The organism is Streptomyces sp. NPDC056948 (genome assembly GCF_042674225.1).
GTDB classification, from domain to species: Bacteria; Actinomycetota; Actinomycetes; order Streptomycetales; family Streptomycetaceae; genus Streptomyces; species Streptomyces purpurascens.
On the sequence record NZ_JBHUQX010000014.1, the window covers coordinates 24,121 to 45,846 of the forward strand.

Genomic DNA, 21,726 nt, shown 5'->3' on the forward strand with positions numbered 1-21,726 from the left:
TCACGTGAAACCAATCGATCCGCGTCTGCTCCGGTACGCCCGTGCCACCCGGGTCTTCCTGGTGGCGGTCGTCGCCCTGGGTGCCGTCGGGGCGGGGTTGGTCATCGCGCAGGCGATGCTCATCGCCGAGGTGGTGGTCGGCGCCTTCCAGCACCGCATGGCTGTGGCAGAACTCGGCACTCCCCTGCTGCGGTTGGCCGCCGTCGCGGCCGGCCGGGCGCTGGTCGGCTGGCTGACGGAGCTGGCCGCCCACCGGGCGAGCGCTGCGGTGAAGTCCGAGCTGCGGGGGCGGCTGCTGGAGCGTTCCGTGCGGTTGGGGCCCGGGTGGCTGAGCGGGCAGCGGACCGGTTCGCTGGTCGCCCTGGCCACCCGGGGAGTCGACGCCCTCGACGACTACTTCTCGCGGTATCTGCCGCAGTTGGGTCTCGCGGTGGTCGTGCCGGTGGCGGTGCTGGCGCGGATCGTCACCGAGGACTGGGTCTCCGCGGCCATCATCGTGGGCACGCTGCCGCTCATCCCGGTCTTCATGGTCCTGATCGGCTGGGCCACCCAGTCCCGGATGGACCGTCAGTGGCGGCTGCTGTCCCGGCTGTCCGGGCACTTCCTGGACGTCGTCGCCGGGCTGCCGACGCTGAAGGTCTTCGGCCGTGCCAAGGCGCAGGCCGAGTCGATCCGGCGGATCACCGGCGAGTACCGGCTGGCGACCATGCGGACGCTGCGGATCGCCTTCATCTCCTCCTTCGCGCTGGAGCTGCTCGCGACGATCTCCGTGGCGCTGGTTGCCGTGACGATCGGCATGCGGCTGGTGCACGGCGAGATGGACCTGTACATCGGCCTGGTCATCCTGATCCTGGCCCCGGAGGCGTATCTGCCGTTGCGGCAGGTCGGGGCGCAGTACCACGCGGCGGCGGAGGGCCTCGCCGCGGCCGAGGAGATCTTCGAGGTCCTGGAGACGCCAGTGCCGGCGTCCGGGGTCGAGGCCGTGCCCGCGGGTGCGCTGGCGTTCGAGGGCGTGACGGTCCGCTACCCGGGGCGCTCGGCGGACGCCGTGGCGGACGTGTCCTTCACGGTCGAGCCCGGGGAGACGGTCGCGCTCGTCGGGCCGAGCGGGGCCGGAAAGTCGACGCTGCTCAGTGTGCTGCTGGGCTTCGTGCGGCCGGCCGAGGGGCGTGTGCGGGCCGGGAGAGTCGACCTGGCCGATGCCGACCTGGAGCAGTGGCGCTCCCGGATCGCGTGGGTGCCGCAGCGGCCGCATCTGTATGCCGGGACGATCGCCGAGAACGTACGGCTTGCACGGCCCGACGCGGATGACGATGCCGTACGGCGGGCGCTGCGGGACGCCGGGGCACTGGAGTTCGTGGACGCCCTGCCGGAGGGCGCGGAGACCGAGCTCGGCGAGGACGGGGCAGGGCTGTCCGCCGGGCAGCGGCAGCGGCTCGCGCTGGCCCGGGCGTTTCTCGCGGACCGGCCCGTGCTGCTGCTCGACGAGCCGACGGCCGCCCTGGACGGGGCCACCGAGGCCGAGGTCGTGGCCGCGGTACGGCGGCTGGCGGCCGGGCGGACGGTGCTGCTGGTCGTGCACCGGCCGGCGTTGCTGGGGGTGGCGGACCGGGTGGTGCGCCTGGTCGAGCCCGAGACGACCGCTGCGCCGGTCGCGCCGGCCTCGGCCCACAAGCCGGGTTCCGTCGAGGGCGAGCTGGCCGCCCCGGTCGATCCGACCGAGCCCGATGGGGAATCCCCTTCGGGCGGTGTCCTCACACGCGTTCGCGCCATGTCCGGCGCCCGGCGTGGGCGGCTGGGACTCGCGCTGCTGCTCGGCAGTCTCGCGCTCGGGAGTGCCGTGGGGCTCATGGCCACCTCCGGGTGGCTGATCTCGCGGGCCTCGCAGCAGCCGCCCGTGCTCTATCTGATGATGGCCGTGACGGCGACGCGGGCCTTCGGGATCGGGCGGGCCGTGTTCCGGTACGCCGAGCGGCTGGTCTCGCACGACGCCGTGCTGCGGATGCTGGCGGACACCAGGGTCGCGGTGTTCCGCAGGCTGGAGCGGCTGGCGCCTGCCGGGCTGCGCCGGGCCCGCCGGGGTGATCTGCTCTCCCGCCTCGTCGCGGACGTGGACGCGCTGCAGGACTACTGGCTGCGGTGGCTGCTGCCGGCAGGGGCGGCCGTCGTCGTGTCGGCCGCGTCCGTGGGCTTCACGGCGTGGCTGCTGCCCGAGGCCGGAGCCGTGCTCGCGGCCGGGCTGCTGGCGGCGGGCGTGGGTGTGCCGCTGATCACCGGTGCCGTGGCGCGGCGGGCCGAGCACCGGCTGGCCCCCGCTCGCGGCGTACTGGCGACGCGGGTGGCCGATCTGCTCACCGGCACCGCGGAGCTGACCGTCGCCGGTGCCCTGCCCGCGCGGACCGCCCGGGCACGCGAGGCCGACGGGACGCTCACCCGGATCGCCTCGCGCGCCGCCACCGCCACGGCGCTCGGCGACGGGCTCACCGCTCTGATCTCCGGCCTGACCGTCACGGCCGCCGCCCTGGTCGGCGCTCAGGCGGTCGCGGCCGGGCGGCTGGACGGCGTGACCATGGCCGTTGTCGTCCTCACCCCGCTGGCCGCCTTCGAGGCCGTGCTCGGGCTGCCGCTCGCCGTGCAGTACCGGCAGCGGGTGCGCCGGAGCGCCGAGCGGGTGTACGAGGTGCTGGACGCCCCGGAGCCCGTGGGGGAGCCGGAGCGGCCCCGGCAGGCGCCCGCGTCGCCGTTCCCGGTCGCCGTCAAGGGGCTGACCGCGCGGTACGAGGGGCAGGACCGGGACGCGCTCGCCGGGCTCGACCTGACCCTCGAGGAGGGCCGCCGGGTCGCCGTGGTCGGACCGTCCGGCTCCGGCAAGACGACGCTGGCGCAGCTGCTGCTGCGGTTCCTGGACGCGCGGGCGGGTGCCTACACGCTGGCGGGCGTGGACGCGTACGCGCTGCACAGTGACGACGTACGGAAGCTCGTCGGGCTGTGCGCGCAGGACGCGCACCTCTTCGACAGCTCGCTGCGCGAGAACCTGCTGCTCGCCAAGAAGGACGCCACCGAGGACGAGCTGCGTGCCGCGCTCGGCCGGGCCCGGCTGCTGGACTGGGCCGGCGGCCTGCCCGACGGGCTCGACACGCTCGTCGGCGAGCACGGGGCGAGGCTGTCCGGAGGGCAGCGGCAGCGGCTGGCGCTGGCCCGCGCGCTGCTCGCCGACTTCCCCGTCCTGGTGCTCGACGAGCCCGCCGAGCACCTCGACCTGCCGACCGCCGACGCGCTCACCGCCGATCTGCTGGCCGCCACCGAGGGCCGTACGACCCTGCTCATCACCCACCGGCTGGCGGGTCTGGAGGCGGTCGACGAGGTGCTCGTGCTGGATCAGGGACGGGTGGTGCAGCGCGGGTCGTATCCGGAGCTGGTGGCGGTGGACGGGCCGTTGCGGGAGATGGCGGAGCGGGAGGCGGCGTCGGAGGAGCTGGCGGGAGCGCGGTAGCGGCCTGAAGCACCCCACCGGGTCGGGTCCGCACTGATCCATTCGGAGCAGCCGGTCCCCCAGCCGTACGACGTGAACAGGACCGGGCCCGCAGGGCTGGGCGAGGATCGCTGACATGCGCTCATATCGCCGCTATCGCCTGCTGGTTCCGGTCCTGCTGTGCGCGTTGGCGGCCCTCGCGGCCCGGCCGACGGCGGCGGACAAGGAGCCCGGGAGCGGCGGGGACACGGGCATCAGCGCCGAGGTGGCGCGGTTGTACGAGGACGCCGCGGTGGCGACGCAGCAGTACGAGGCCGGTCGCAAGGTGGCCGATGAGCAACGGGCCAAGGCGCTGCGGGCGGAGGCTCTCCTGGACACTCAGCGGCGGCACATCGCGGGCCTGAACGAGGACCTGGGCCGGATCGCCCGCGCGCAGTACCGGGGCAGTGGTGGTCTGCCGGTGGCCGCGCAGATGATCCTCGCCGACAGTCCCGACGATCTGATGCGAGGTCAGCACGCCTTCTCGCAGACGAATCTCGCCGTGAACAACGCGATCTCCAAGAGCCGCCGGGCCGAGGCGCGGCTCACCGCGGACGAGGCCAAGGCCGCGGCCGAGTGGCAGGTGCTGGAGAAGCGGAACGTCCAACTGGCCGGCCTGAAGGCGGGCATCGAGCAGAAGCTCGAAGAGGCCCGTTCGCAGCTCCAGGGGCAGGCGGACGCCTCGGTCGCCGCCGGGGCGTGCCGTGGGGCCGTCCGGCTCGACCAGCCGGAGACGGGGTTCACGAGTGCGTGGGTCGCGCCCGTGGAGACGTACGAGCTGTCCGCGTCCTACGGCAGCGGCGGGGCGCGGTGGTCGAGCCGGCACACCGGGCAGGACTTCGCGGTGCCGATCGGCACACCGGTGCGGTCCGTGGGGACGGGCCGGGTGGTGAGGGTGTCCTGCGGCGGCCCCTTCGGCATCGAGATCGTGCTCAAGCACGCGGGCGGCTACTACACGCAGTACGCCCATCTCGCTTCCGTCGCGGTCGACCAGGGGGAGCACGTCAGTCCCGGCCAGTGGATCGGCCAGTCGGGCACCACGGGCAACTCCACCGGACCGCACCTGCACTTCGAGACCCGAGTGACGCCGGAGATGGGCTCGGCGGTGAACCCGGTGTCATGGCTGGAGGCGCGCGGGGTGTCGCTCTGACGGAGCGGCTCGCCCGCTTCTGAGAAAGTGGGCGACACCTTGAAGGAGCGGGCGACACCTACACCCGCTCGGCCACCAACTGCTCGATCACGACCGCGACCCCGTCCTCGTTGTTCGCGACCGTCCGTCCCGAGGCCGCGGCGATCACGTCCGGGTGGGCGTTGCCCATCGCGTACGACCGGCCGGCCCAGGTCAGCATCTCGACGTCGTTCGGCATGTCACCGAAGGCGACGACCTCCTCGTGCGAGATGCCGCGCTCGGCGCAGCACAGGGCGAGCGTGCTGGCCTTGGACACCCCGGGACCGCTGATCTCGAGCAGGGAGCTGGGGCTGGAGCGGGTCACATTGGCGCGGTCGCCGATCGCGAGCCGGGCCAGGGTCAGGAAGGCGTCGGGGTCGATCTCCGGGTGGTAGGCCAGGATCTTCAGCACCGGCTCCGCGGCCGCCCGGTGGTCCGGGCCCAGCAGTTCCTCCGCCGGGCCGAGGCAGTCGGGGATCTCCATGTGCAGCTTCGGGTACGCCGGTTCCTGGTAGAAGCCGTAGGTCTGCTCCACCGCGTACACCGTGCCCGGTGCCGCGTCGCGCAGCAGCCGTACGGCGTCCAGCGCGTTCTCCCGCTCCAGCTCCCGTACCTTCACGAACTTGTGGGTGCCGGGGCCGCCGTGCAGGTCGACCACGGCGGCGCCGTTGCCGCAGATCGCCAGTCCGTGGCCGTGCACGTGGTCGCTGACGACGTCCATCCAGCGGGCCGGGCGGCCGGTGACGAAGAAGACCTCGATGCCCGCCTCCTCGGCGGCGGCGAGCGCGGCCACCGTGCGGGGGGACACCGACTTGTCGTCGCGCAGCAGGGTGCCGTCGAGGTCGGTGGCGATCAGCCGCGGCGGGAGGGTCTCGGCCGCGGTATCGGGCTGTCGGGTCGCTGAGGTCACCGGGTCATTGTCCCGCAGATGCCCGCACGGGCGTGCGGGGCTCCGCACAGGTGAGTGGATGCCGCTCTCACCTGGGCTTTCCCGAGAAATCCGCCCTCAGAGGGCCTCAGCGGAGCTGCGCCGGCGCCTCCATGGCGATCTGCTCGAAGACCTTCTCGTCCGCCGCGAAGGGCGAGTCCGGGATGGGCCAGTGGATCACGAGCTCCGTGAAGCCCAGCTCCGCGTGCCGGCCGGCGAAGTCGACGAAGGCGTCCAGCGACTGGAGCGGGCCGGTGCGGTCCGGCGTGAACCCGCTGAGCAGGACCCGGTCGAGGCCCGTCATGTCCCGGCCGACCTCGGCGCAGGTGTCGGCCAGCTTCTCGGCCTGCCCGCGCAGGGCCTGGATCGACTGTTCAGGGGTGCCGTTCTCGTACAGCTTGGGGTCGCCGGTGGTCACCCAGGCCTGGCCGTACCGAGCGGCGAGCCGCATCCCGCGCGGACCGGTCGCGGCGACCGCGAAGGGCAGCCTGGGGCGCTGCACACAGCCGGGGATGTTCCGGGCCTCGTGAGCCGAGTAGAAGTCGCCCTCGTACGACACCGTGTCCTCGGTGAGCAGCCGGTCGAGCAGCGGTACGAACTCGGCGAACCGGTCGGCGCGCTCGCGCGGGGTCCATGGGTCCTGGCCGAGTGCGGTGGCGTCGAAGCCGGAGCCGCCCGCGCCGATGCCCAGCGTGACCCGCCCGCCGGAGATGTCGTCCAGGGAGATCAGCTCCTTGGCGAGGGTCACCGGGTGCCGGAAGTTCGGCGAGGTCACCAGCGTGCCGAGCCGAAGCCGGTCGGTGATGGCCGCGGCGGCGGTGAGGGTCGGCACGGCACCGAACCACGGGCCGTCCCGGAAGCTGCGCCAGGACAAATGGTCGTAGGTGTACGCGGTGCGGAAGCCGAGCTGCTCGGCCCGCGTCCAGGCCGTACGGCCGCCTTCGTTCCAGCGGCGGTACGGGAGGATCACGGTACTCAGATGCAGACTCATGGCAACGAGCCTAAAGGAGCCCTGCGGGTCGCCCGTGTTTCACGTGAAACACACCGCCGGCGGCCGGTCGTGCACAGCAGGTCAGTGAGGTGCGGGAAAGCCGAGATACCGCGGCGGTACGGCCTCGGTCAGCCACACACCGTTCGCGCTCACGCGGAAGACATGGCCGTCGCGGTGCATGGCGGCCGTGTCCACCGTCAGTACGATCGGCCGGCCACGGCGGGCACCTACGCGGGTCGCCGTCTCGCGGTCGGGTGAGAGATGCACGTCATGCCGGTTCATCGGCCTGAGCCCCTCGACACGGATCGCGTCCAGATGGCGGGCGACGGTGCCGTGGTAGAGGTGCGCGGGCGGGGTCGCCGCCGGCAGCCCGAGCTCGACCTCCACACTGTGGCCCTGACTGGCGCGGATCCGGGTGCCCTCGACAGCGAAACGGCGCTTGTCGTTGGTGGTGACGACATGGTCCAGTTCTTCGCGGGTGAACCGGAATCCGTGCGCGGCGGCCGCGGTGATCAGCGTGTCGATCTCCACCCAGCCGCCCTCGTCCAGCGCCAGCCCGATCCGCTCCGGCTGGTGGCGCAGATGCTTCGAGAGATACTTCGACACCTTGACGGTGCGTCTTTCGTCCATCCCACCAGGGTGCGGGAGAGACGGGAATCACGCGATCGAGTATTGCTTCCGAGGTTTGATCCACAGCCAAGTATGGTTATCCACAGGGGAATTGACGGTTCTGTGGACAACAGGCCCTCAAAACAGGGGCCTTGGGCCCGCCGCGCAGCCTTTCACATCGGCGGCTTCACCCGCGCGATCCCCCGCAACACCCCCGGCGCCCACCGCGACAGCACCCGCGCACCCCGTGCCTCGGGCGTGACCGGAACCACCGCCTCGTCACGCACCACCGCCCGCAGGATCGCGGCGGCCACCTTCTCCGGCGGGTAGTTCCGCAGCCCGTACAGACGGGCGGCGCGCCGCTGGAGTCCCGCCTCCTCCTGCGCGTCGACCCCGGCGAAGTGCGCCGTCGACGTGATGGCCGTGTTGACGATGCCCGGACAGACCGCCGTCACGCCGATCCCCTGCCCGGCGAGCTCGGCCCGCAGGCACTCGCTGAGCATCAGCACGGCCGCCTTGGAGGTGCTGTAGGCGGGCAGGGCCCGGGACGGCAGGTACGCCGCCGCGGAGGCCACGTTGACGATGTGGCCGCCCTGCCCGCGCTCGGCCATCCGCCGGCCGAAGAGTCGGCAGCCGTGGATCACGCCCCACAGGTTGACGTCGAGGACCTTCTTCCAGTCCTCCGGCGTGGTGTCGAAGAAGGACCCGGACAGTCCGATCCCGGCGTTGTTGACCAGGACGTCCACCACGCCGTACTCGAGGGTGACCTTCTCGGCGAGCTTCTCCATGGCCTGCTCGTCGGAGACGTCGGCCGTCTCCGCCCAGGCCGCCGAGGCGCCCATGAGACGGGACGACTCGGCGGTGCGGGCCGCGGCCTCCGCGTCCCGGTCGACGGCCACCACGCGCGCGCCCGCCTCCGCGAACGCCAGCGCCGTCGCCCGCCCGATGCCGCTGCCCGCCCCGGTGATGAGCACGAGCTGCCCGGAGAACCGCTCGGCGTGCTTCCCGCTCGCCGCCGCCGGGGACCGGCCGTCCTCGACGGACGTCACGAAATCCCCGATCCACGAAGCGAGGTGATCCGGACGGGTGCGCGGGATCCAGTGCCCCGCCGGGAGCGTCCTGCGGGTCAGCCGCGGAACCCACTGCTCCAGCTCGTCATGGAGCCGCTCCGACAGGAACCGGTCCTCCAGGGGCGTGATGAGCTGCACGGGCGCGTGGGCGTGCGCGTCCGGGCGCGGCCTGCGCAGCCGGGGCCGCACGTTGTCCCGGTACAGCCAGGCACCGTGCGCCGCGTCCGACGGCAGGGACGAGGTCGGGTAGCCGTCGCGCGGCACCTTCTCGACCCGCTCCAGGACCTTGGGCCAGCGCTTGCCGAGCGGTCCGCGCCAGGCCAGCTCGGGCAGCACGGGCGTGTGCAGCAGGTACACGTACCAGGACTTCGCGCCCTGCCCGAGGAGCTGGCCGACGCGGCGCGGGGTGGGCCGCTTCACGCGCCGGTTGATCCAGTGGCCGAAGTGGTCCAGGGACGGCCCGGACATCGAGGTGAAGGAGGCGATACGGCCCTCGGTGCGCCGGACGGTGGTGAACTCCCAGGCCTGCACCGAGCCCCAGTCGTGCCCGACCAGGTGCACGGGCCGGTCCGGACTGACCGCGTCCGCGACGGCCAGGAAGTCGTCCGTCAGCTTCTCCAGCGTGAACCCGCCCCGCAGCGGCCGCGGCGCCGTCGACCGGCCGTGGCCGCGGACGTCGTACGCCACCACATGGAACCGCCCGGCGAGCCGCGCGGCGACCTCGGACCACACTTCCTTGCTGTCGGGGTAGCCGTGCACGAGGACGACCGTCGGGCGACGAGGATCGCCCATCTCGGCCACGCACAGCTCGACTTCGCCGGTCCGTACCCAGCGCTCCCGCGCGCCCGTGAGCAACGTCATCCGGCGAATCTGGCAGTTGTTAGAGAGTTCGTCAATAGGGCGCTGCTCCGGCCCACCACCCGGCGTGGTAACTCTCGAGAACCAGCTCCCCTAGGGGCCCGTAATACTCAGGGCTGACCCGAATACAGCTCCACGGAGTGACGCCCGCCACGCTCACGGGCCCTACCTTCGAGGGGTGACTGTGATCGCGACCGAAAGCCTGAGCAAGCGGTTCCCGAGGGTGACCGCGCTTGACCGGCTCTCCGTGGACGTCGGGCCCGGTGTGACCGGACTCGTCGGAGCCAACGGAGCCGGCAAGTCCACACTGATCAAGATCCTGCTGGGCCTGTCCCCCGCCACCGAGGGCCGCGCCGACGTGCTCGGCCTCGATGTCGCCACCAAAGGCGCCGACATCCGGGAGCGGGTCGGCTACATGCCCGAGCACGACTGCCTGCCGCCGGACGTCTCGGCCACCGAGTTCGTCGTCCACATGGCGCGCATGTCCGGCCTGCCGCCCACCGCGGCGCGCGAGCGCACGGCCGACACGCTGCGCCACGTCGGGCTGTACGAGGAGCGCTACCGCCCCATCGGTGGCTACTCGACCGGCATGAAACAGCGCGTCAAGCTCGCCCAGGCCCTGGTGCACGACCCGCAGCTGGTCTTCCTGGACGAGCCGACCAACGGCCTCGACCCGGTCGGCCGCGACGAGATGCTCGGCCTGATCCGCCGGATCCACACCGACTTCGGCATCTCGGTCCTGGTCACCTCGCACCTGCTGGGCGAACTGGAGCGCACCTGCGACCACGTCGTCGTCATCGACGGCGGCAAGCTCCTGCGCTCCAGCTCCACCACGGACTTCACCCAGACCACGACGACCCTCGCGATCGAGGTCACCGACACCGACGAGCACCCGGACGGCACCCGCGCGGTGCGCGACGCGCTGCACGCGCGCGGGGTGAGCGTCGAGGACGGCAGCGGCCTGCCGGGCGCCGGCCACGTCCTGCTGCTCACGGCCCAGGGCGAGGAGACGTACGACCTGGTCCGGGACGTGATCGCCGACCTCGGACTCGGCCTGGTGCGCATGGAGCAGCGACGGCACCACATCTCCGAGGTCTTCACGAGCAGCGACGAGCACGAGCAGCGGAAGGAGGCGGTCGGCCATGGCGGTTGAGTACTCCACGGGGACATCCGCCCCGGCACCGGGTGACCAGACCCGCATCCACAACATCGGCTACCGCAGCTACGACGGCCCCCGCCTGGGCCGGGCCTACGCCCGCCGCTCCCTGTACTCGCAGTCCCTGCGCGGCTCCTACGGCCTCGGCCGCTCGGTGAAGTCCAAGGTGCTGCCGATGCTGCTGTTCGTGGTGATGTGCGTGCCCGCGGCCATCATGGTCGCCGTCGCGGTCGCCACCAAGGCCAACGCCCTGCCCGTGGACTACACGCGCTACGCGATCGTCATGCAGGCGGTCATCAGCCTGTACGTCGCCTCGCAGGCACCCCAGTCCGTCTCGCGCGACCTGCGCTTCAAGACCGTGCCGCTGTACTTCTCGCGGCCCATCGAGACCGCCGACTACGTCCGCGCCAAGTTCGCGGCGCTGGCCTCGGCCCTGTTCGTCCTCACGGCCGCTCCCCTGCTCGTGCTCTACGTGGGCGCGCTGCTGGCCGAGCTCGACTTCGCCGACCAGACCAAGGGATTCGCACAGGGACTCGTCTCCGTGGCACTGCTCTCACTGCTGTTCGCCGGTATCGGCCTGGTCATCGCGTCCTTCACCCCGCGCCGCGGCTTCGGCATCGCGGCCGTGATCGCCGTGCTGACCATCACCTACGGCGCGGTCTCCACTCTGCAGGCCATCGCCGATGTCCAGGGCAGCAGCGACGCCGTGCCGTTGATCGGGCTGTTCTCGCCGATCACGCTCGTCGACGGTGTGCAGTCCGCGTTCCTGGGCGCGACCTCCGCCTTCCCCGGCGGGGTGGGCCCGAGCAATGCCGAGGGCGTCGTCTTCGTCCTCGTCGCCCTGGGCCTGATCGCGGCGAGCTACGGCCTCATGATGCGCCGCTACAAGAAGGTGGGACTGTGACCACGCTCTCCATCGACCATGTCTCCCGCTGGTTCGGCAACGTGGTCGCCGTCAACGACATCACCATGACCATCGGCCCCGGCGTCACGGGCCTCCTCGGCCCCAACGGCGCCGGAAAGTCCACCCTCATCAACATGATGGGCGGCTTCCTGGCCCCCTCCACCGGCACGGTCACCCTCGACGGCCAGGCCGTGTGGCGCAACGAGCAGATCTACAAGCACATCGGCGTCGTCCCCGAGCGCGAGGCGATGTACGACTTCCTCACCGGACAGGAGTTCGTCCTGGCCAACGCCGAGCTGCACGGCCTGGGCGCCAAGGCGGCCCAGAGGGCGCTGGCCACGGTCGAGATGGAGTACGCGCAGGACCGCAAGATCCAGACGTACTCCAAGGGCATGCGCCAGCGCGTGAAGATGGCCTCCGCCCTGGTCCACGACCCGTCCCTGCTCCTGCTGGACGAACCCTTCAACGGCATGGACCCGCGCCAGCGCATGCAGCTCATGGACCTGCTGCGCCGCATGGGCGACGAGGGCCGCACGGTGCTGTTCTCGTCCCACATCCTCGAAGAGGTCGAGCAACTCGCCTGGCACATCGAGGTCGTCGTCGCCGGCCGGCACGCCGCCAGCGGTGACTTCCGCAAGATCCGGCGCCTGATGACCGACCGGCCGCACCGCTACCTGGTGCGTTCCAGCGACGACCGCGCCCTCGCGGCCGCGCTGATCGCCGACCCGTCGACGTCCGGGATCGAGGTCGACCACGCCGAGGGCGCGCTGCGCATCCAGGCCGTCGACTTCGGCCGCTTCACGGCCCTGCTGCCGCGTGTGGCACGCGAGCACGGCATCCGCCTGCTCACGGTCTCGCCGTCCGACGAGTCCCTCGAGTCCGTCTTCTCGTACCTGGTCGCGGCGTAGGAGGCCCTGATGTATGACCCCACAGTCGCCCGGCTCACCTACCGGGCCCTGCTCGGCCGGCGCCGCGCCCTCATCCTCGGTGCCCTGCCCCTGCTGTTGATCGTCATCGCCGTGGCGGTGCGCGGTCTCACCGGGGCGGACGACCAGACCGCCTCGGACCTGCTGGGCGGGCTCGCCCTCGCCACGATGGTGCCGCTCATCGGCGTCATCGCCGGAACCGGCGCGATCGGGCCGGAGATCGACGACGGCTCGGTGGTGTACCTGCTGTCCAAGCCGATCAAACGGCCGACCATCATCTTCACCAAACTGATCGTCGCCGTCGCCGTGACGATGGTGTTCTCCGCGGTGCCGACGCTCATCGCCGGTTTCATCCTGAACGGCAACGGCCAGCAGATCGCCGTGGCCTACACGGTGGCGGCGCTGGTCGCGTCCATCGCGTACGCGGCCCTGTTCCTGCTGCTCGGCACCGTCTCCCGGCACGCGGTGGTGTTCGGTCTCGTCTACGCGCTGGTCTGGGAGGCCCTGTTCGGCTCCCTGGTGCCGGGCGCCCGCACGCTCAGCGTCCAGCAGTGGTCGCTGGCCGTGGCTCAGAAGGTGTCCGGCGGTGACCTGGTGACCTCGGACGTCGGCCTGACCACGGCGACGGTGCTGCTGGTGGCCGTCACGGTCCTGGCCACCTGGTACGCCGGTCAGAAGCTGCGCACGCTGACGCTCGCCGGCGAGGAGTGACGGGCCCGTGCCTTGACGGGGGCTTCACCCCTGTCAGGGCACACTGGGCAAACGGGATGCAGTTGAACCACACGGGAGTTGGACGGCCGGGAGGAGACGGGGATGGCGGGCGAGAGGGCGCAGTACGAGGACGGCGGTCAGGCCGGGTCCGAGCCCGGGGCCAGGTCAGGGTCCGGGTCCGGGTCCGGAGACGATGCTTGGGACGACCTCGTTCTGGATGACGACTTCATACGCTCCGCCGAGACCTCCGAGCCGTCCGCCCGGGCCCGGATGCTCGCCGAGCGCTGGCGCCGTGAGAAGCCGGAGCCGCAGCCCTGGCGCTCCGACGAGCCACCCGCGGGCTGGTTCTTCAGCAAGGTCCGGCGGCGCAGGTGGCGCAGGCGCTGACGCCGGGCGATTTAATCAGTGGCGTCCAATTCGCCCGGCGGGCAGAGTGGTTGTGTTCACCCCGCCGGGCGACGAAGTCCGGCGCCGAGTTCTGGGAGAGGAGCGGGACGATGTCCATGCACGGCAGTACGTCCAGCTCCCTTCAGGGCAGCCCGCGGCGGGCTCCGGAGTAGTCGCTACCTGACTCCGTAGAGCTCGCCCCATACGGGGAGCTGCCCGGGGCGGCCGCTTCGAGCACGCGAATCGCATATCGCGTGGGCCGCCCACCCGGAGGATTGGCCGAGTGGTAAGGCACCGGTTTGCTCTGAGTTTGATCAGAAGCGAGTCGTGGTCGGGCTTTCAAAAGCCCGCGCACGTTCGATCCGTGCATCCTCCGCCGCGCGCAACACCCGAACGCACAGAACCCGAAGGTTCAGCCCAGCAACCGCTCCAGCACCACCGCGATGCCGTCCTCCTCGTTCGAGGACGTCACCTCGTCGGCCACCGCCTTCAGCTCCTCGTGGGCGTCCGCCATGGCGACACCGTAGGAGGACCAGGCGAACATCGGTATGTCGTTGGGCATGTCGCCGAAGGCGATCGTGTCGGCCGCCTTCACCTTGAGCCGACGGGCCGCCAGGGACAGGCCGGTCGCCTTGGACAGGCCCAGGGGCAGGAGTTCGACGATGCCCTTGCCCGCCATGACGACGGTGACGAAACCGCCGGCGGCACGCGTGGCCACCTCGCACAGCTCGTCGTCCGACAGCGTCGGGTGCTGGATGTACATCTTGTTCAGGGGCGCGGTCCACAGGTCCGACGCGTCCGTGAAGGGGGTCGCGGGGAGGGTGCCCTGGACCGCATAGCCGGGGCCCACCAGGACCTCTCCGTCCAGACCGTCGCGGCTCGCGGCCAGGTACAGCGGGCCGACCTCCGCCTCGATCTTGGCCAGCGCCACCCCGGCGAGCTGCCGGTCCAGCGTCACCGACGTCAGCAGACGGCGGGCGCCGGCGTCGTACACCTGCGCGCCCTGGCCGCAGACGGCCAGCCCCTCGTAGCCGAGGTCGTCGAGGATGTGCCGGGTCCACGGGGTCGCGCGGCCGGTGACGACGATGTGCGCGGCACCCGCCGCGGTGGCCGCGGCGAGCGCGTCACGGGTGCGCTCAGATACCGACTCGTCGGAGCGCAGCAGCGTCCCGTCGAGGTCGGTGGCGATCAGCTTGTACGGGAAACCGGTGGTCACTTGGACACCGGCTCCAGGACCTCCCGGCCGCCCAGGTACGGACGCAGCACCTCGGGCACGCGCACCGAGCCGTCGGCCTGCTGGTGGTTCTCCAGGATCGCCACGATCGTGCGCGGTACGGCGCACAGGGTGCCGTTGAGCGTGGCCAGCGGCTTGACCTGCTTGCCGTCACGGACGCGGATCGACAGCCGACGGGACTGGAACTCGGTGCAGTCCGAGGTCGAGGTCAGCTCGCGGTACTTGCCCTGGGTCGGGATCCACGCCTCGCAGTCGAACTTGCGGGCGGCCGAGGAGCCGAGGTCGGCGCTGGCCACGTCGATGACGCGGTACGGCAGCTCCAGGGAGGTCAGCCACTGCTTCTCCCACTCCAGCAGCCGCTGGTGCTCGGCCTGCGAGTCCTCCGGAGCGACGTAGGAGAACATCTCGACCTTGTCGAACTGGTGCACGCGGAAGATGCCCCGGGTGTCCTTGCCGTGCGAACCGGCCTCGCGGCGGAAGCAGGGCGAGAAGCCCGCGTAACGCAGGGGGAGGCGGTCGGCGTCGAGGATCTCGTCCATGTGGTACGCGGCCAGCGCCACCTCGGACGTGCCGACCAGGTAGAGGTCGTCGTCGGCGAGGTGGTAGACGTCCTGGGCGGCCTGGCCGAGGAAGCCCGTGCCCGCCATGGACTGGGGGCGGACCAGGGCCGGGGTGAGCATCGGGGTGAAGCCGGCCGCGGTGGCCTGGGCCATCGCCGCGTTCACCAGGGCGAGCTCCAGGAGCGCGCCCACGCCCGTCAGGAAGTAGAAGCGCGAGCCGGAGACCTTGGCGCCGCGCTCGACGTCGATCGCGCCGAGGATCTGGCCGAGCTCCAGGTGGTCCTTGGGCTCGAAGCCCTCGGCGCCGAAGTCGCGGATCGTGCCGTGCGTCTCCAGCGTGACGAAGTCCTCCTCGCCGCCCACCGGCACGTCCGGGTGGACGAGGTTGCCGAGCCTCTGGAGCAGCTCCTGGGTCTCGGTGTCGGCCGCGTCGCGGTCCGCGTCGGCCGCCTTGACGTCGGCGGAGAGCTGGCCCGCCTTCTTCAGCAGCTCGGCCTTCTCGTCTCCGGCCGCCTTGGGGATGAGCTTGCCGAGCGCCTTCTGCTCGGCGCGCAGCTCGTCGAAGCGGACGCCGGACGACCTGCGCCGCTCGTCGGCAGACAGGAGGGCGTCGACGAGCGCGACGTCCTCTCCACGGGCGCGCTGGGACGCGCGCACACGGTCGGGGTCCTCACGGAGCAGGCGAAGGTCAATCACGCGCCCAAGGCTACCGGTGCGCGATGACCTCCCACGACTCACTATTCCGGCTGCACATTACGTACCGTTATGGGGGAATTGCGCGGAGTGTCAATAAACAGCCCGTCTCTCCCCGGAACGAGGCATCCCTGCGGCGCCGCATTGACTCGAATCCCTTGCGAGAGACGGGACTTGGGCTCCGGTTGTCCACAGGGGTCCACACCCGTCGAAGAGTTATCCACAGGCTGTGTGGAAGATCTGTGGACTTCGGAATTGATCACTCCGGAAGGCCCTCTCACCCCTGAGAATTCCCGGTGCAAACCCGCTCTATCCTCACTTTCGAGTGGAATCAGGTCACCCCGAAGAGTTACACAAAGGAAAACGGTGGACGAAGGGCGACCTGCCCGTCGATGGACGCATCAGGGGCCTGTAGGGCGATTTGTCGACTGACTCACGCTTCGTTGTCGACTTGTCCCCAGGTCGAGAAGCCAACCTGTGGATAACTTCTGTGGATAACGACAATCAGCAGGTACGACAGCCTGGAACCGGTCTGGAAGAGGTCTGGAAGCTGCCTAGAACCGGCCGTCCTGGCACCGCGCCACCCAGTCCGCCGCCTCCACGAACTCGTCGTCCGACGTCCCCAGCCGCGGCGGCTGGACATCCCCGGGCCGGATGTCAGCGCGCGGATAGGAGCCGAGGTAGCGCACCTGGAGGCAGATCCGCTTCAGGCCTTTCAGGGCGTCGGCCATCCGGCGGTCGGAGATATGGCCCTCGGCATCGATGCAGAAGCAGTAGTTGCCGATGCCCGCACCCGTGGGCCGGGACTGGAGCAGCATCAGGTTGATGCCACGCGTGGCGAACTCTCCCAGCAGGTCGCGCAGACCACCGGGGTGGTCGTCGCGCTGCCACAGCACGACCGACGTCTTGTCCGCGCCGGTCGGTGCCGCGGGCCGGGCGGGCCGGCCGACCAGCACGAACCGCGTCTGGGCGTTCTCCGCGTCGTGGATCCCGGTCTCCAGGGCCTCGAGGCCGTAGCGGGCGGCGGCGAACTCTCCGGCGAAGGCGGCGTCGTACTGGCCCTCCTGGACCAGCCGGGCGGCGTCCGCGTTCGAGGCGGCCGACTCCCAGTGCGCGTCCGGCAGGTTCTTCTTCAGCCAGTTGCGCACCTGCGGCTGGGCGGCCGGGTGGGCGGAGACCGTCTTGATGTCCGACAGCTCGGTGCCCGGGCGGACGAGCAGCGCGAAGGTGATCGACAGCAGCACCTCGCGGTAGATCATCAGCGGGGCGCCGGCGACCAGCTCGTCGAGGGTGGTGGTGATGCCGCCCTCGACGGAGTTCTCGATCGGCACGAACGCGGCCTCGGCCTCGCCGGTTCGTACCGCGTCGAGCGCGGACTGGACGGAAACGTACGGGGTGAGTTCCCGGGTGGCGGCCTCGGGAAGCGTGCGCAGGGCGACTTCGGTGAAGGTGCCCTCAGGGCCGAGATACGCATAGCTCGCTGGCATGACCTCACCCTAATGGGCCCGCGGAATCGACATCCCCCACAAGCCCACGCAGAGACGAACTCTCACCCCTCCAGCAACTTCTGCCCCACGTACTCGCCCTCCGCGGCCCCGCCCGGCACCGCGAACAGCCCGCTCGACTCGTGCCGGATGAACTGCGACAGGGCGTCGCCGCGGTCGAGCTTGCGCTGGACGGGCACGAAGCCGCGCAGCGGATCGGCCTGCCAGCAGATGAAGAGCAGCCCGGCGTCGGGCACCCCGTCGGTGTCGATGCCGTCGTGGAAGGAGAACGGCCGTCGGAGCATCGCCGCGCCGCCGTTCTGGTCGGGCCGGGTGATCCGGGCGTGGGCGTTGATCGGGACGACCAGGTTGCCCTTGGCGTCCGTCTTCTCCAGGTCCATCGCGGTCGTCTCGGTGCCCCCGGACAGTGCCGCCCCGTCGGACTTGCGGCGCCCGATCACGTCCTCCTGCGCCTTGCCGGAGAGCTTCTCCCAGTCGTCGAGGAGCATGCGGATACGGCGTACGACGGCGTAGGAGCCGTTCGCCATCCAGGCCGGTTCGCCCTTCTCCGGCACGAAGATCCGCTGGCCGAAGTCGGACTCGGCCGGCTTCGGATTGCGGGTGCCGTCGATCTGGCCCATCAGGTTGCGGGCCGTCATGGGGTGGGCGGTGGCGCCCGGCGAGCGGTTGAAGCCGTTCATCTGCCAGCGGACCCGGGCCGCCGAGCCGGTGTCCTTCTGGATGGCGCGCAGGGCGTGGAAGGCGACCAGGGAGTCGTTGGATCCGATCTGCACCCAGAGGTCGCCGTTGCTGCGGTTCTTGTCGAGGTGGTCGGAGGAGAACTCGGGCAGTGGGTCGAGGGAGGCCGGGCGCTGCTTCTCCAGGCCCGTCCTGGCGAAGCAGCTGTGGCCGAAGCCGAAGGTGATCGTCAGTGACGAGGGCCCCGCGTCCCGGGCCACGTCAGTGTCGTCGTGCCCGCTCGGCTCGCCCGCCATCAGCCGCCGGGCCGTCTCCGACCAGCGGCGCAGCAGGGCGGCGGCCTCCTTGCGGCCGGCGCCCGCCGCCAGGTCGAAGGCGACGACGTGGCCGCGGGCCTGGAGGGCGTCGGTGATGCCGGGCTGATGTTTCCCGTGAAACATCGCCCGGTCGGTGCCGAGAGAGGTGAGCGGCGTGGCGGCCTCGGAGGGCGCGGCGGCATAGCCCCCGGCCGCGCCCGCCGTACCGAGCACGAGCCCGGTGGCACCGGCGGTGCCGAGCATCCGGCGCCGTGAGATGCCCTCCCCGGGGGAGGGCGCGTCGGTCTCCCCCGGGGCGGTGCCGGGAGTACGGGCCTCCGGAATGGACTGGTCAACCATGGTCGTTCAGCCGATCTGCGCGTTCTTGGAAACGGTCACCTCGTCGATGTCGGAGGTCCGCACGGTCACGTCGACCTGCCAGTCGCCCGCCATGGGGATCTGCACTCCGTTCGCCGACCAGTGTCCGGTAGCGATGTGGTCGGGGACGACGGGCAGGGGCCCGATGTCCTTGGCTTTCAGGGTGAAGTCGACCTTCACCTCGGGGATGTCGAAGGCCCGGCCGTTGGGCCGCTCCACGTAGACGTGCATCTCGTTGTCGCCCACGCGCGCGGGGTCGAGGTCGATCGTGACGATGCCCTTGCCGTCCTCGCCGCCGGTGTCGAACGGCATGTTCAGGGTCAGCGCCCCGGATGCTCCGGCGTCGGCGGAGGCGGATGCGGAGGACGAGGCGGCCGCCTTGGCCTCCTGCTCCGTACGGCCCGGCTCGGTCTGCGTCAGCACGGTGGTGACGGCGAGCAGGACGACCGCGATGCCGGCCTCGGCCAGCACGGAGCGGCGCAGTCCGAAGCGGTTCGGATCGGCGTCCCGCAGCTGCTTCTGCCGGGCGGTGTCCCGAGCGGCCCGCTGCCGGGCGAGCTGCGCGGCGCGCTCGGCGTCGGCGGGCTCGGAATCAGGCTGCGCGTCGGTGTCGGTGTCGGTGTCGGCGTCGGTGTCGTTGTCGGTGTCCGTGCTGGTCCGGGCATCGGCGGAGGCGTCGGCTTCCGTGTCGCCGGAGGCCTCGGCCCCCGCACCGACTCGCGCCATTTCCCGCTCCGCCGATGCCGGCACGGCCTCCACCAGCCGCCCCGTCCAGCGCCGTGAGATCCACGCGACGCCGACCAGGACGACCACGAGGGCGATCTTGGCCAGGAGGAGCTGCCCGTACCGGGTGTCGGTGAAGGCCGACCAGGAGCCGAGCTGGCGCCAGGACTGGTACGTCCCGGTCGCGATCAGCGCGAGCACGCTGCCGAAGGCGAGACGGGAGAAGCGGTGTACGGCCGTCGCGTCGACGGGCGCGTCGGCGGGTGCCCGGTACAGGGCGACCAGGAGCGCGCCCAGTCCTCCGAGCCACGCGGCGACCGCCAGCAGGTGGACGACGTCGACCGGCATGGAGATGCCCGCCTGGAGCCCGACCGAGGCGTGCTCCGACATCGCCCAGCTCGCGGCGAGCCCGGCCGCCACGACGACGCCGCCGACGGCGAGACCGAAGGTCAGGTCACGCTTTTCCTGGGCGTCCTCACGCTTGTCGTACGCCCCGAACAGCACGGAGATGAACAGTGCCGCCGCGGCGAGCAGCAGCAGCCGGGACACCAGGGCCGCGCCGGTCTTGGTCTCGAGCACCTGTCCGAGCAGGGACAGGTCGAAGATGTCGGAGACCTTCCCGGAGCCGGTGTAGGCGCCGCGCAGAAGGAGCAGGGCGAGGGTCGCGCCGGTGAGCGCGAGCCACCCGGAGACGACGAACCGCTGCACCGGCCGTACCCCGGAGCCGCGTCGCCAGCAGGCGAGGACGAAGGCGGCGCCGCCGGCCATCACGATGAACCCGGCGTACGACATATACCGCCCGAAGCCGTACAGCCACCCGACGACCCCGTCGTCGGTCGCCTGCTGGGAGACCGTCGCGGATGTCTTGGAGGGGGCCCCGATGGAGAAGGTGTAGGCGCCGGCGACGGGATGGCTGTCCGCGGAGACGACCTGGTAGGCCACCGTGTACGTGCCGTCGGGCAGGCCCGGCTTCAGCGGCACGGCATACGTCGTCCCGCTCACGTTGGACGGCTCGGCCGTGTCGACGCGCTTGCCGTCGGGGTCGAGCACGCGCAGCGAGTCGTCGGACAGCGCGACCTGCTCGGAGAAGGTGAGCGAGATCCGGGCCGGGGCCTCTTGGACCACCGCCCCCTGCCCGGGATCGCTGCCGGTCACCGCGGCGTGCGCGGAGGCCGGACCCGCTCCGGCGAGGAGTGCGCAGGCCGCGCCCAGGAGCAGCAGCACCAGGGTCCGGACGCGGGGGGCGATGGTCTGCGTCACAGGGGTCCCTCCCTCAGTGTCCGGTCTTCGGGTTGTATGTCGCCGACTTCACGGGCATCTCGACCTTGACGGGTCCGGAGTGGGCGAAGCGCAGCTCGACGGAGACCGTCTGGCCTTCCGTCGGCTTGCGCTTCAACTGCTCGAACATCAGGTGGTCGCCGCCGCTCTTCAGCACCAGTTCACCGTGGGCGGGGACCTTCAGGCCCTTGACCTCCTGCATGGCTCCGCCGGCGGTCTCGTGCACGGTGACCTGACCGGCGACATCGCTCGTGACCGAGGTCAGCTCGTCGGGGGCACCGCCCTTGTTGGTGACGGTGAAGAAGCCGGCCGCCATCTCGTCGGAGACCGGCTGCGGCATGTACGCGGCGCCGACGGAGAGTTCCGCCTTCCCGTCCGCGGAGCCACTGCCGGAGTCCGAGCCGCCGCAGCCCGCCAGGGCCAGCGCCCCGGCCAGGACGACGGCCGCCGGGCCGAGTCGACGCCTCACGGGTTCGCTCCCTTGACGATCTCGGGGAGGTCCTTGGTGTAGTCGTCGACGGTGGCGTCCTCGCCGTAGAGCACATAGCCGCCGTCGGTCTTCGGCGAGAACGCGATGACCTGGGTGCCGTGCTCGGAGATGACCTTGCCGTTCTTGTCCTTCCTCGGCGCGTCGATGGAGATGCCGAGGGTGCGGGCGCCGGCCTGAATGGTCGCGAAGTCGCCGGTGAGGCCGATGAACCGGGGGTCGATGCCCTTGAGCCACTTGCCGAGCTCGGCCGGGTTGTCGCGGTCCGGGTCGGTGGTGACGAACACCACGCGCAGATCGTCCTGCTCGGCCTTGGGCAACTGCTTCTTGGCCACGGCGATGTTGCTCATGGTCGACGGGCACACGTCGGGGCAGTGGGTGTAGCCGAAGTAGACCAGCGTGGGCTTGCCCTCGGTCTCCTTGCGGAGGTCGTACTTCTTGCCCTGCGTGTCGGTGAGGACCAGGTCCGGCTTCTCGAACGGCTTGTCGAGGACGGTGGCGGCCTTCTCGGTGCCGGCCTCCTCCGACACCACGGCGACGGGCTTGTCGCTGTCGCCGCCGCTGCCGCAGGCGGTCAGGGTCAGAGAGGCGGCGGCGAGCAGAGCGGCCGCGGCGAAGGTCTTGGTGCGCATAGAAAGGAATCCCAGATGTCGGTGACCCGGCGCGCACCGGGGT

At 71.2% G+C, this 21,726-nt stretch carries 18 protein-coding genes and 1 tRNA gene; 8 read left to right on the forward strand and 11 right to left on the reverse strand.

Going from position 1 to position 21,726, the window contains the following annotated elements; translation table 11 throughout:
* Nucleotides 1-4: 4 nt before the first annotated feature.
* Both cydD and ACFTZL_RS03490 read left to right on the forward strand, forming a co-directional pair.
* Nucleotides 5-3,493 (forward strand): thiol reductant ABC exporter subunit CydD, encoded by a 3,489-nt coding sequence (gene cydD, locus ACFTZL_RS03485; RefSeq protein ID WP_382577703.1) that lies wholly within the window; start codon nt 5-7, stop codon nt 3,491-3,493.
* 115 nt (nt 3,494-3,608) lie between these two features.
* Nucleotides 3,609-4,661 carry a peptidoglycan DD-metalloendopeptidase family protein gene (locus tag ACFTZL_RS03490; protein WP_382577706.1) on the forward strand — a complete coding sequence of 351 codons (1,053 nt, stop codon included), beginning with the start codon at nt 3,609-3,611 and terminating at the stop codon, nt 4,659-4,661.
* A gap of 58 nt (nt 4,662-4,719) precedes the next feature.
* Here the strand turns inward: ACFTZL_RS03490 and ACFTZL_RS03495 are convergent, their stop codons facing one another.
* The 4 genes from ACFTZL_RS03495 to ACFTZL_RS03510 all read right to left on the reverse strand — a co-directional run bounded on the left by ACFTZL_RS03495 (nt 4,720) and on the right by ACFTZL_RS03510 (nt 9,138).
* Nucleotides 4,720-5,607 (reverse strand): Cof-type HAD-IIB family hydrolase, encoded by an 888-nt coding sequence (locus ACFTZL_RS03495; protein WP_382577745.1) that lies wholly within the window; start codon nt 5,605-5,607, stop codon nt 4,720-4,722.
* An 88-nt stretch (nt 5,608-5,695) separates the two neighbouring features.
* On the reverse strand, nt 5,696-6,598 hold the full coding sequence (locus ACFTZL_RS03500) for an LLM class flavin-dependent oxidoreductase (RefSeq protein ID WP_382577709.1): 903 nt from the start codon (nt 6,596-6,598) through the stop codon (nt 5,696-5,698).
* A gap of 81 nt (nt 6,599-6,679) precedes the next feature.
* Nucleotides 6,680-7,228: an RNA 2'-phosphotransferase gene (locus ACFTZL_RS03505; RefSeq protein WP_382577711.1), complete on the reverse strand. Its 549-nt coding sequence runs from the start codon at nt 7,226-7,228 to the stop codon at nt 6,680-6,682.
* A 152-nt stretch (nt 7,229-7,380) separates the two neighbouring features.
* A complete protein-coding gene (locus ACFTZL_RS03510) occupies nt 7,381-9,138 on the reverse strand; it encodes an SDR family oxidoreductase (RefSeq protein ID WP_382577713.1) in 1,758 nt (585 codons plus the stop codon).
* A 181-nt stretch (nt 9,139-9,319) separates the two neighbouring features.
* On the opposite strand from ACFTZL_RS03510, the gene ACFTZL_RS03515 reads away from it, so the two are divergent.
* The 6 genes from ACFTZL_RS03515 (at nt 9,320) to ACFTZL_RS03540 (ending at nt 13,595) form a co-directional block, all read left to right on the forward strand.
* Entirely contained in the window at nt 9,320-10,288 is a 969-nt protein-coding gene (locus ACFTZL_RS03515; RefSeq protein WP_359891548.1) for an ABC transporter ATP-binding protein, read from the forward strand.
* Nucleotides 10,278-11,195 (forward strand): ABC transporter permease, encoded by a 918-nt coding sequence (locus ACFTZL_RS03520; RefSeq protein ID WP_382577716.1) that lies wholly within the window; start codon nt 10,278-10,280, stop codon nt 11,193-11,195. Before ACFTZL_RS03515 ends, ACFTZL_RS03520 begins: the two co-directional genes overlap by 11 nt.
* Entirely contained in the window at nt 11,192-12,103 is a 912-nt protein-coding gene (locus tag ACFTZL_RS03525) for an ABC transporter ATP-binding protein (RefSeq protein WP_382577719.1), read from the forward strand. The genes ACFTZL_RS03520 and ACFTZL_RS03525 overlap by 4 nt, the downstream gene beginning before the upstream one ends.
* A gap of 9 nt (nt 12,104-12,112) precedes the next feature.
* Complete coding sequence (locus ACFTZL_RS03530; protein WP_382577722.1) at nt 12,113-12,832, forward strand: ABC transporter permease subunit; 720 nt, start codon at nt 12,113-12,115, stop codon at nt 12,830-12,832.
* Between the two features lie 102 nt (nt 12,833-12,934).
* Complete coding sequence (locus ACFTZL_RS03535) at nt 12,935-13,219, forward strand: hypothetical protein (protein WP_382577724.1); 285 nt, start codon at nt 12,935-12,937, stop codon at nt 13,217-13,219.
* A gap of 269 nt (nt 13,220-13,488) precedes the next feature.
* Nucleotides 13,489-13,595 (forward strand) — tRNA-OTHER (locus ACFTZL_RS03540).
* Between the two features lie 36 nt (nt 13,596-13,631).
* Here ACFTZL_RS03540 and ACFTZL_RS03545 read toward each other — a convergent pair.
* The 7 genes from ACFTZL_RS03545 to ACFTZL_RS03575 form a co-directional block, all read right to left on the reverse strand.
* Nucleotides 13,632-14,435: an HAD family hydrolase gene (locus tag ACFTZL_RS03545; RefSeq protein ID WP_382577726.1), complete on the reverse strand. Its 804-nt coding sequence runs from the start codon at nt 14,433-14,435 to the stop codon at nt 13,632-13,634.
* Nucleotides 14,432-15,709 (reverse strand): serine--tRNA ligase, encoded by a 1,278-nt coding sequence (gene serS / locus ACFTZL_RS03550; protein ID WP_382577729.1) that lies wholly within the window; start codon nt 15,707-15,709, stop codon nt 14,432-14,434. Before serS ends, ACFTZL_RS03545 begins: the two co-directional genes overlap by 4 nt.
* A 551-nt stretch (nt 15,710-16,260) precedes the next feature.
* A complete protein-coding gene (gene pheA, locus ACFTZL_RS03555; protein ID WP_382577731.1) occupies nt 16,261-17,193 on the reverse strand; it encodes a prephenate dehydratase in 933 nt (310 codons plus the stop codon).
* 62 nt (nt 17,194-17,255) lie between these two features.
* Nucleotides 17,256-18,545 carry an iron uptake transporter deferrochelatase/peroxidase subunit gene (gene efeB, locus ACFTZL_RS03560; RefSeq protein WP_382577734.1) on the reverse strand — a complete coding sequence of 430 codons (1,290 nt, stop codon included), beginning with the start codon at nt 18,543-18,545 and terminating at the stop codon, nt 17,256-17,258.
* A gap of 6 nt (nt 18,546-18,551) precedes the next feature.
* Nucleotides 18,552-20,546 carry a copper resistance protein CopC gene (locus ACFTZL_RS03565; RefSeq protein ID WP_382577737.1) on the reverse strand — a complete coding sequence of 665 codons (1,995 nt, stop codon included), beginning with the start codon at nt 20,544-20,546 and terminating at the stop codon, nt 18,552-18,554.
* Between the two features lie 13 nt (nt 20,547-20,559).
* Nucleotides 20,560-21,033 carry a copper chaperone PCu(A)C gene (locus ACFTZL_RS03570; RefSeq protein WP_382577739.1) on the reverse strand — a complete coding sequence of 158 codons (474 nt, stop codon included), beginning with the start codon at nt 21,031-21,033 and terminating at the stop codon, nt 20,560-20,562.
* Nucleotides 21,030-21,683 (reverse strand): SCO family protein, encoded by a 654-nt coding sequence (locus ACFTZL_RS03575; RefSeq protein WP_382577742.1) that lies wholly within the window; start codon nt 21,681-21,683, stop codon nt 21,030-21,032. The genes ACFTZL_RS03570 and ACFTZL_RS03575 overlap by 4 nt, the downstream gene beginning before the upstream one ends.
* Between the last annotated feature and the right edge of the window lie 43 nt (nt 21,684-21,726).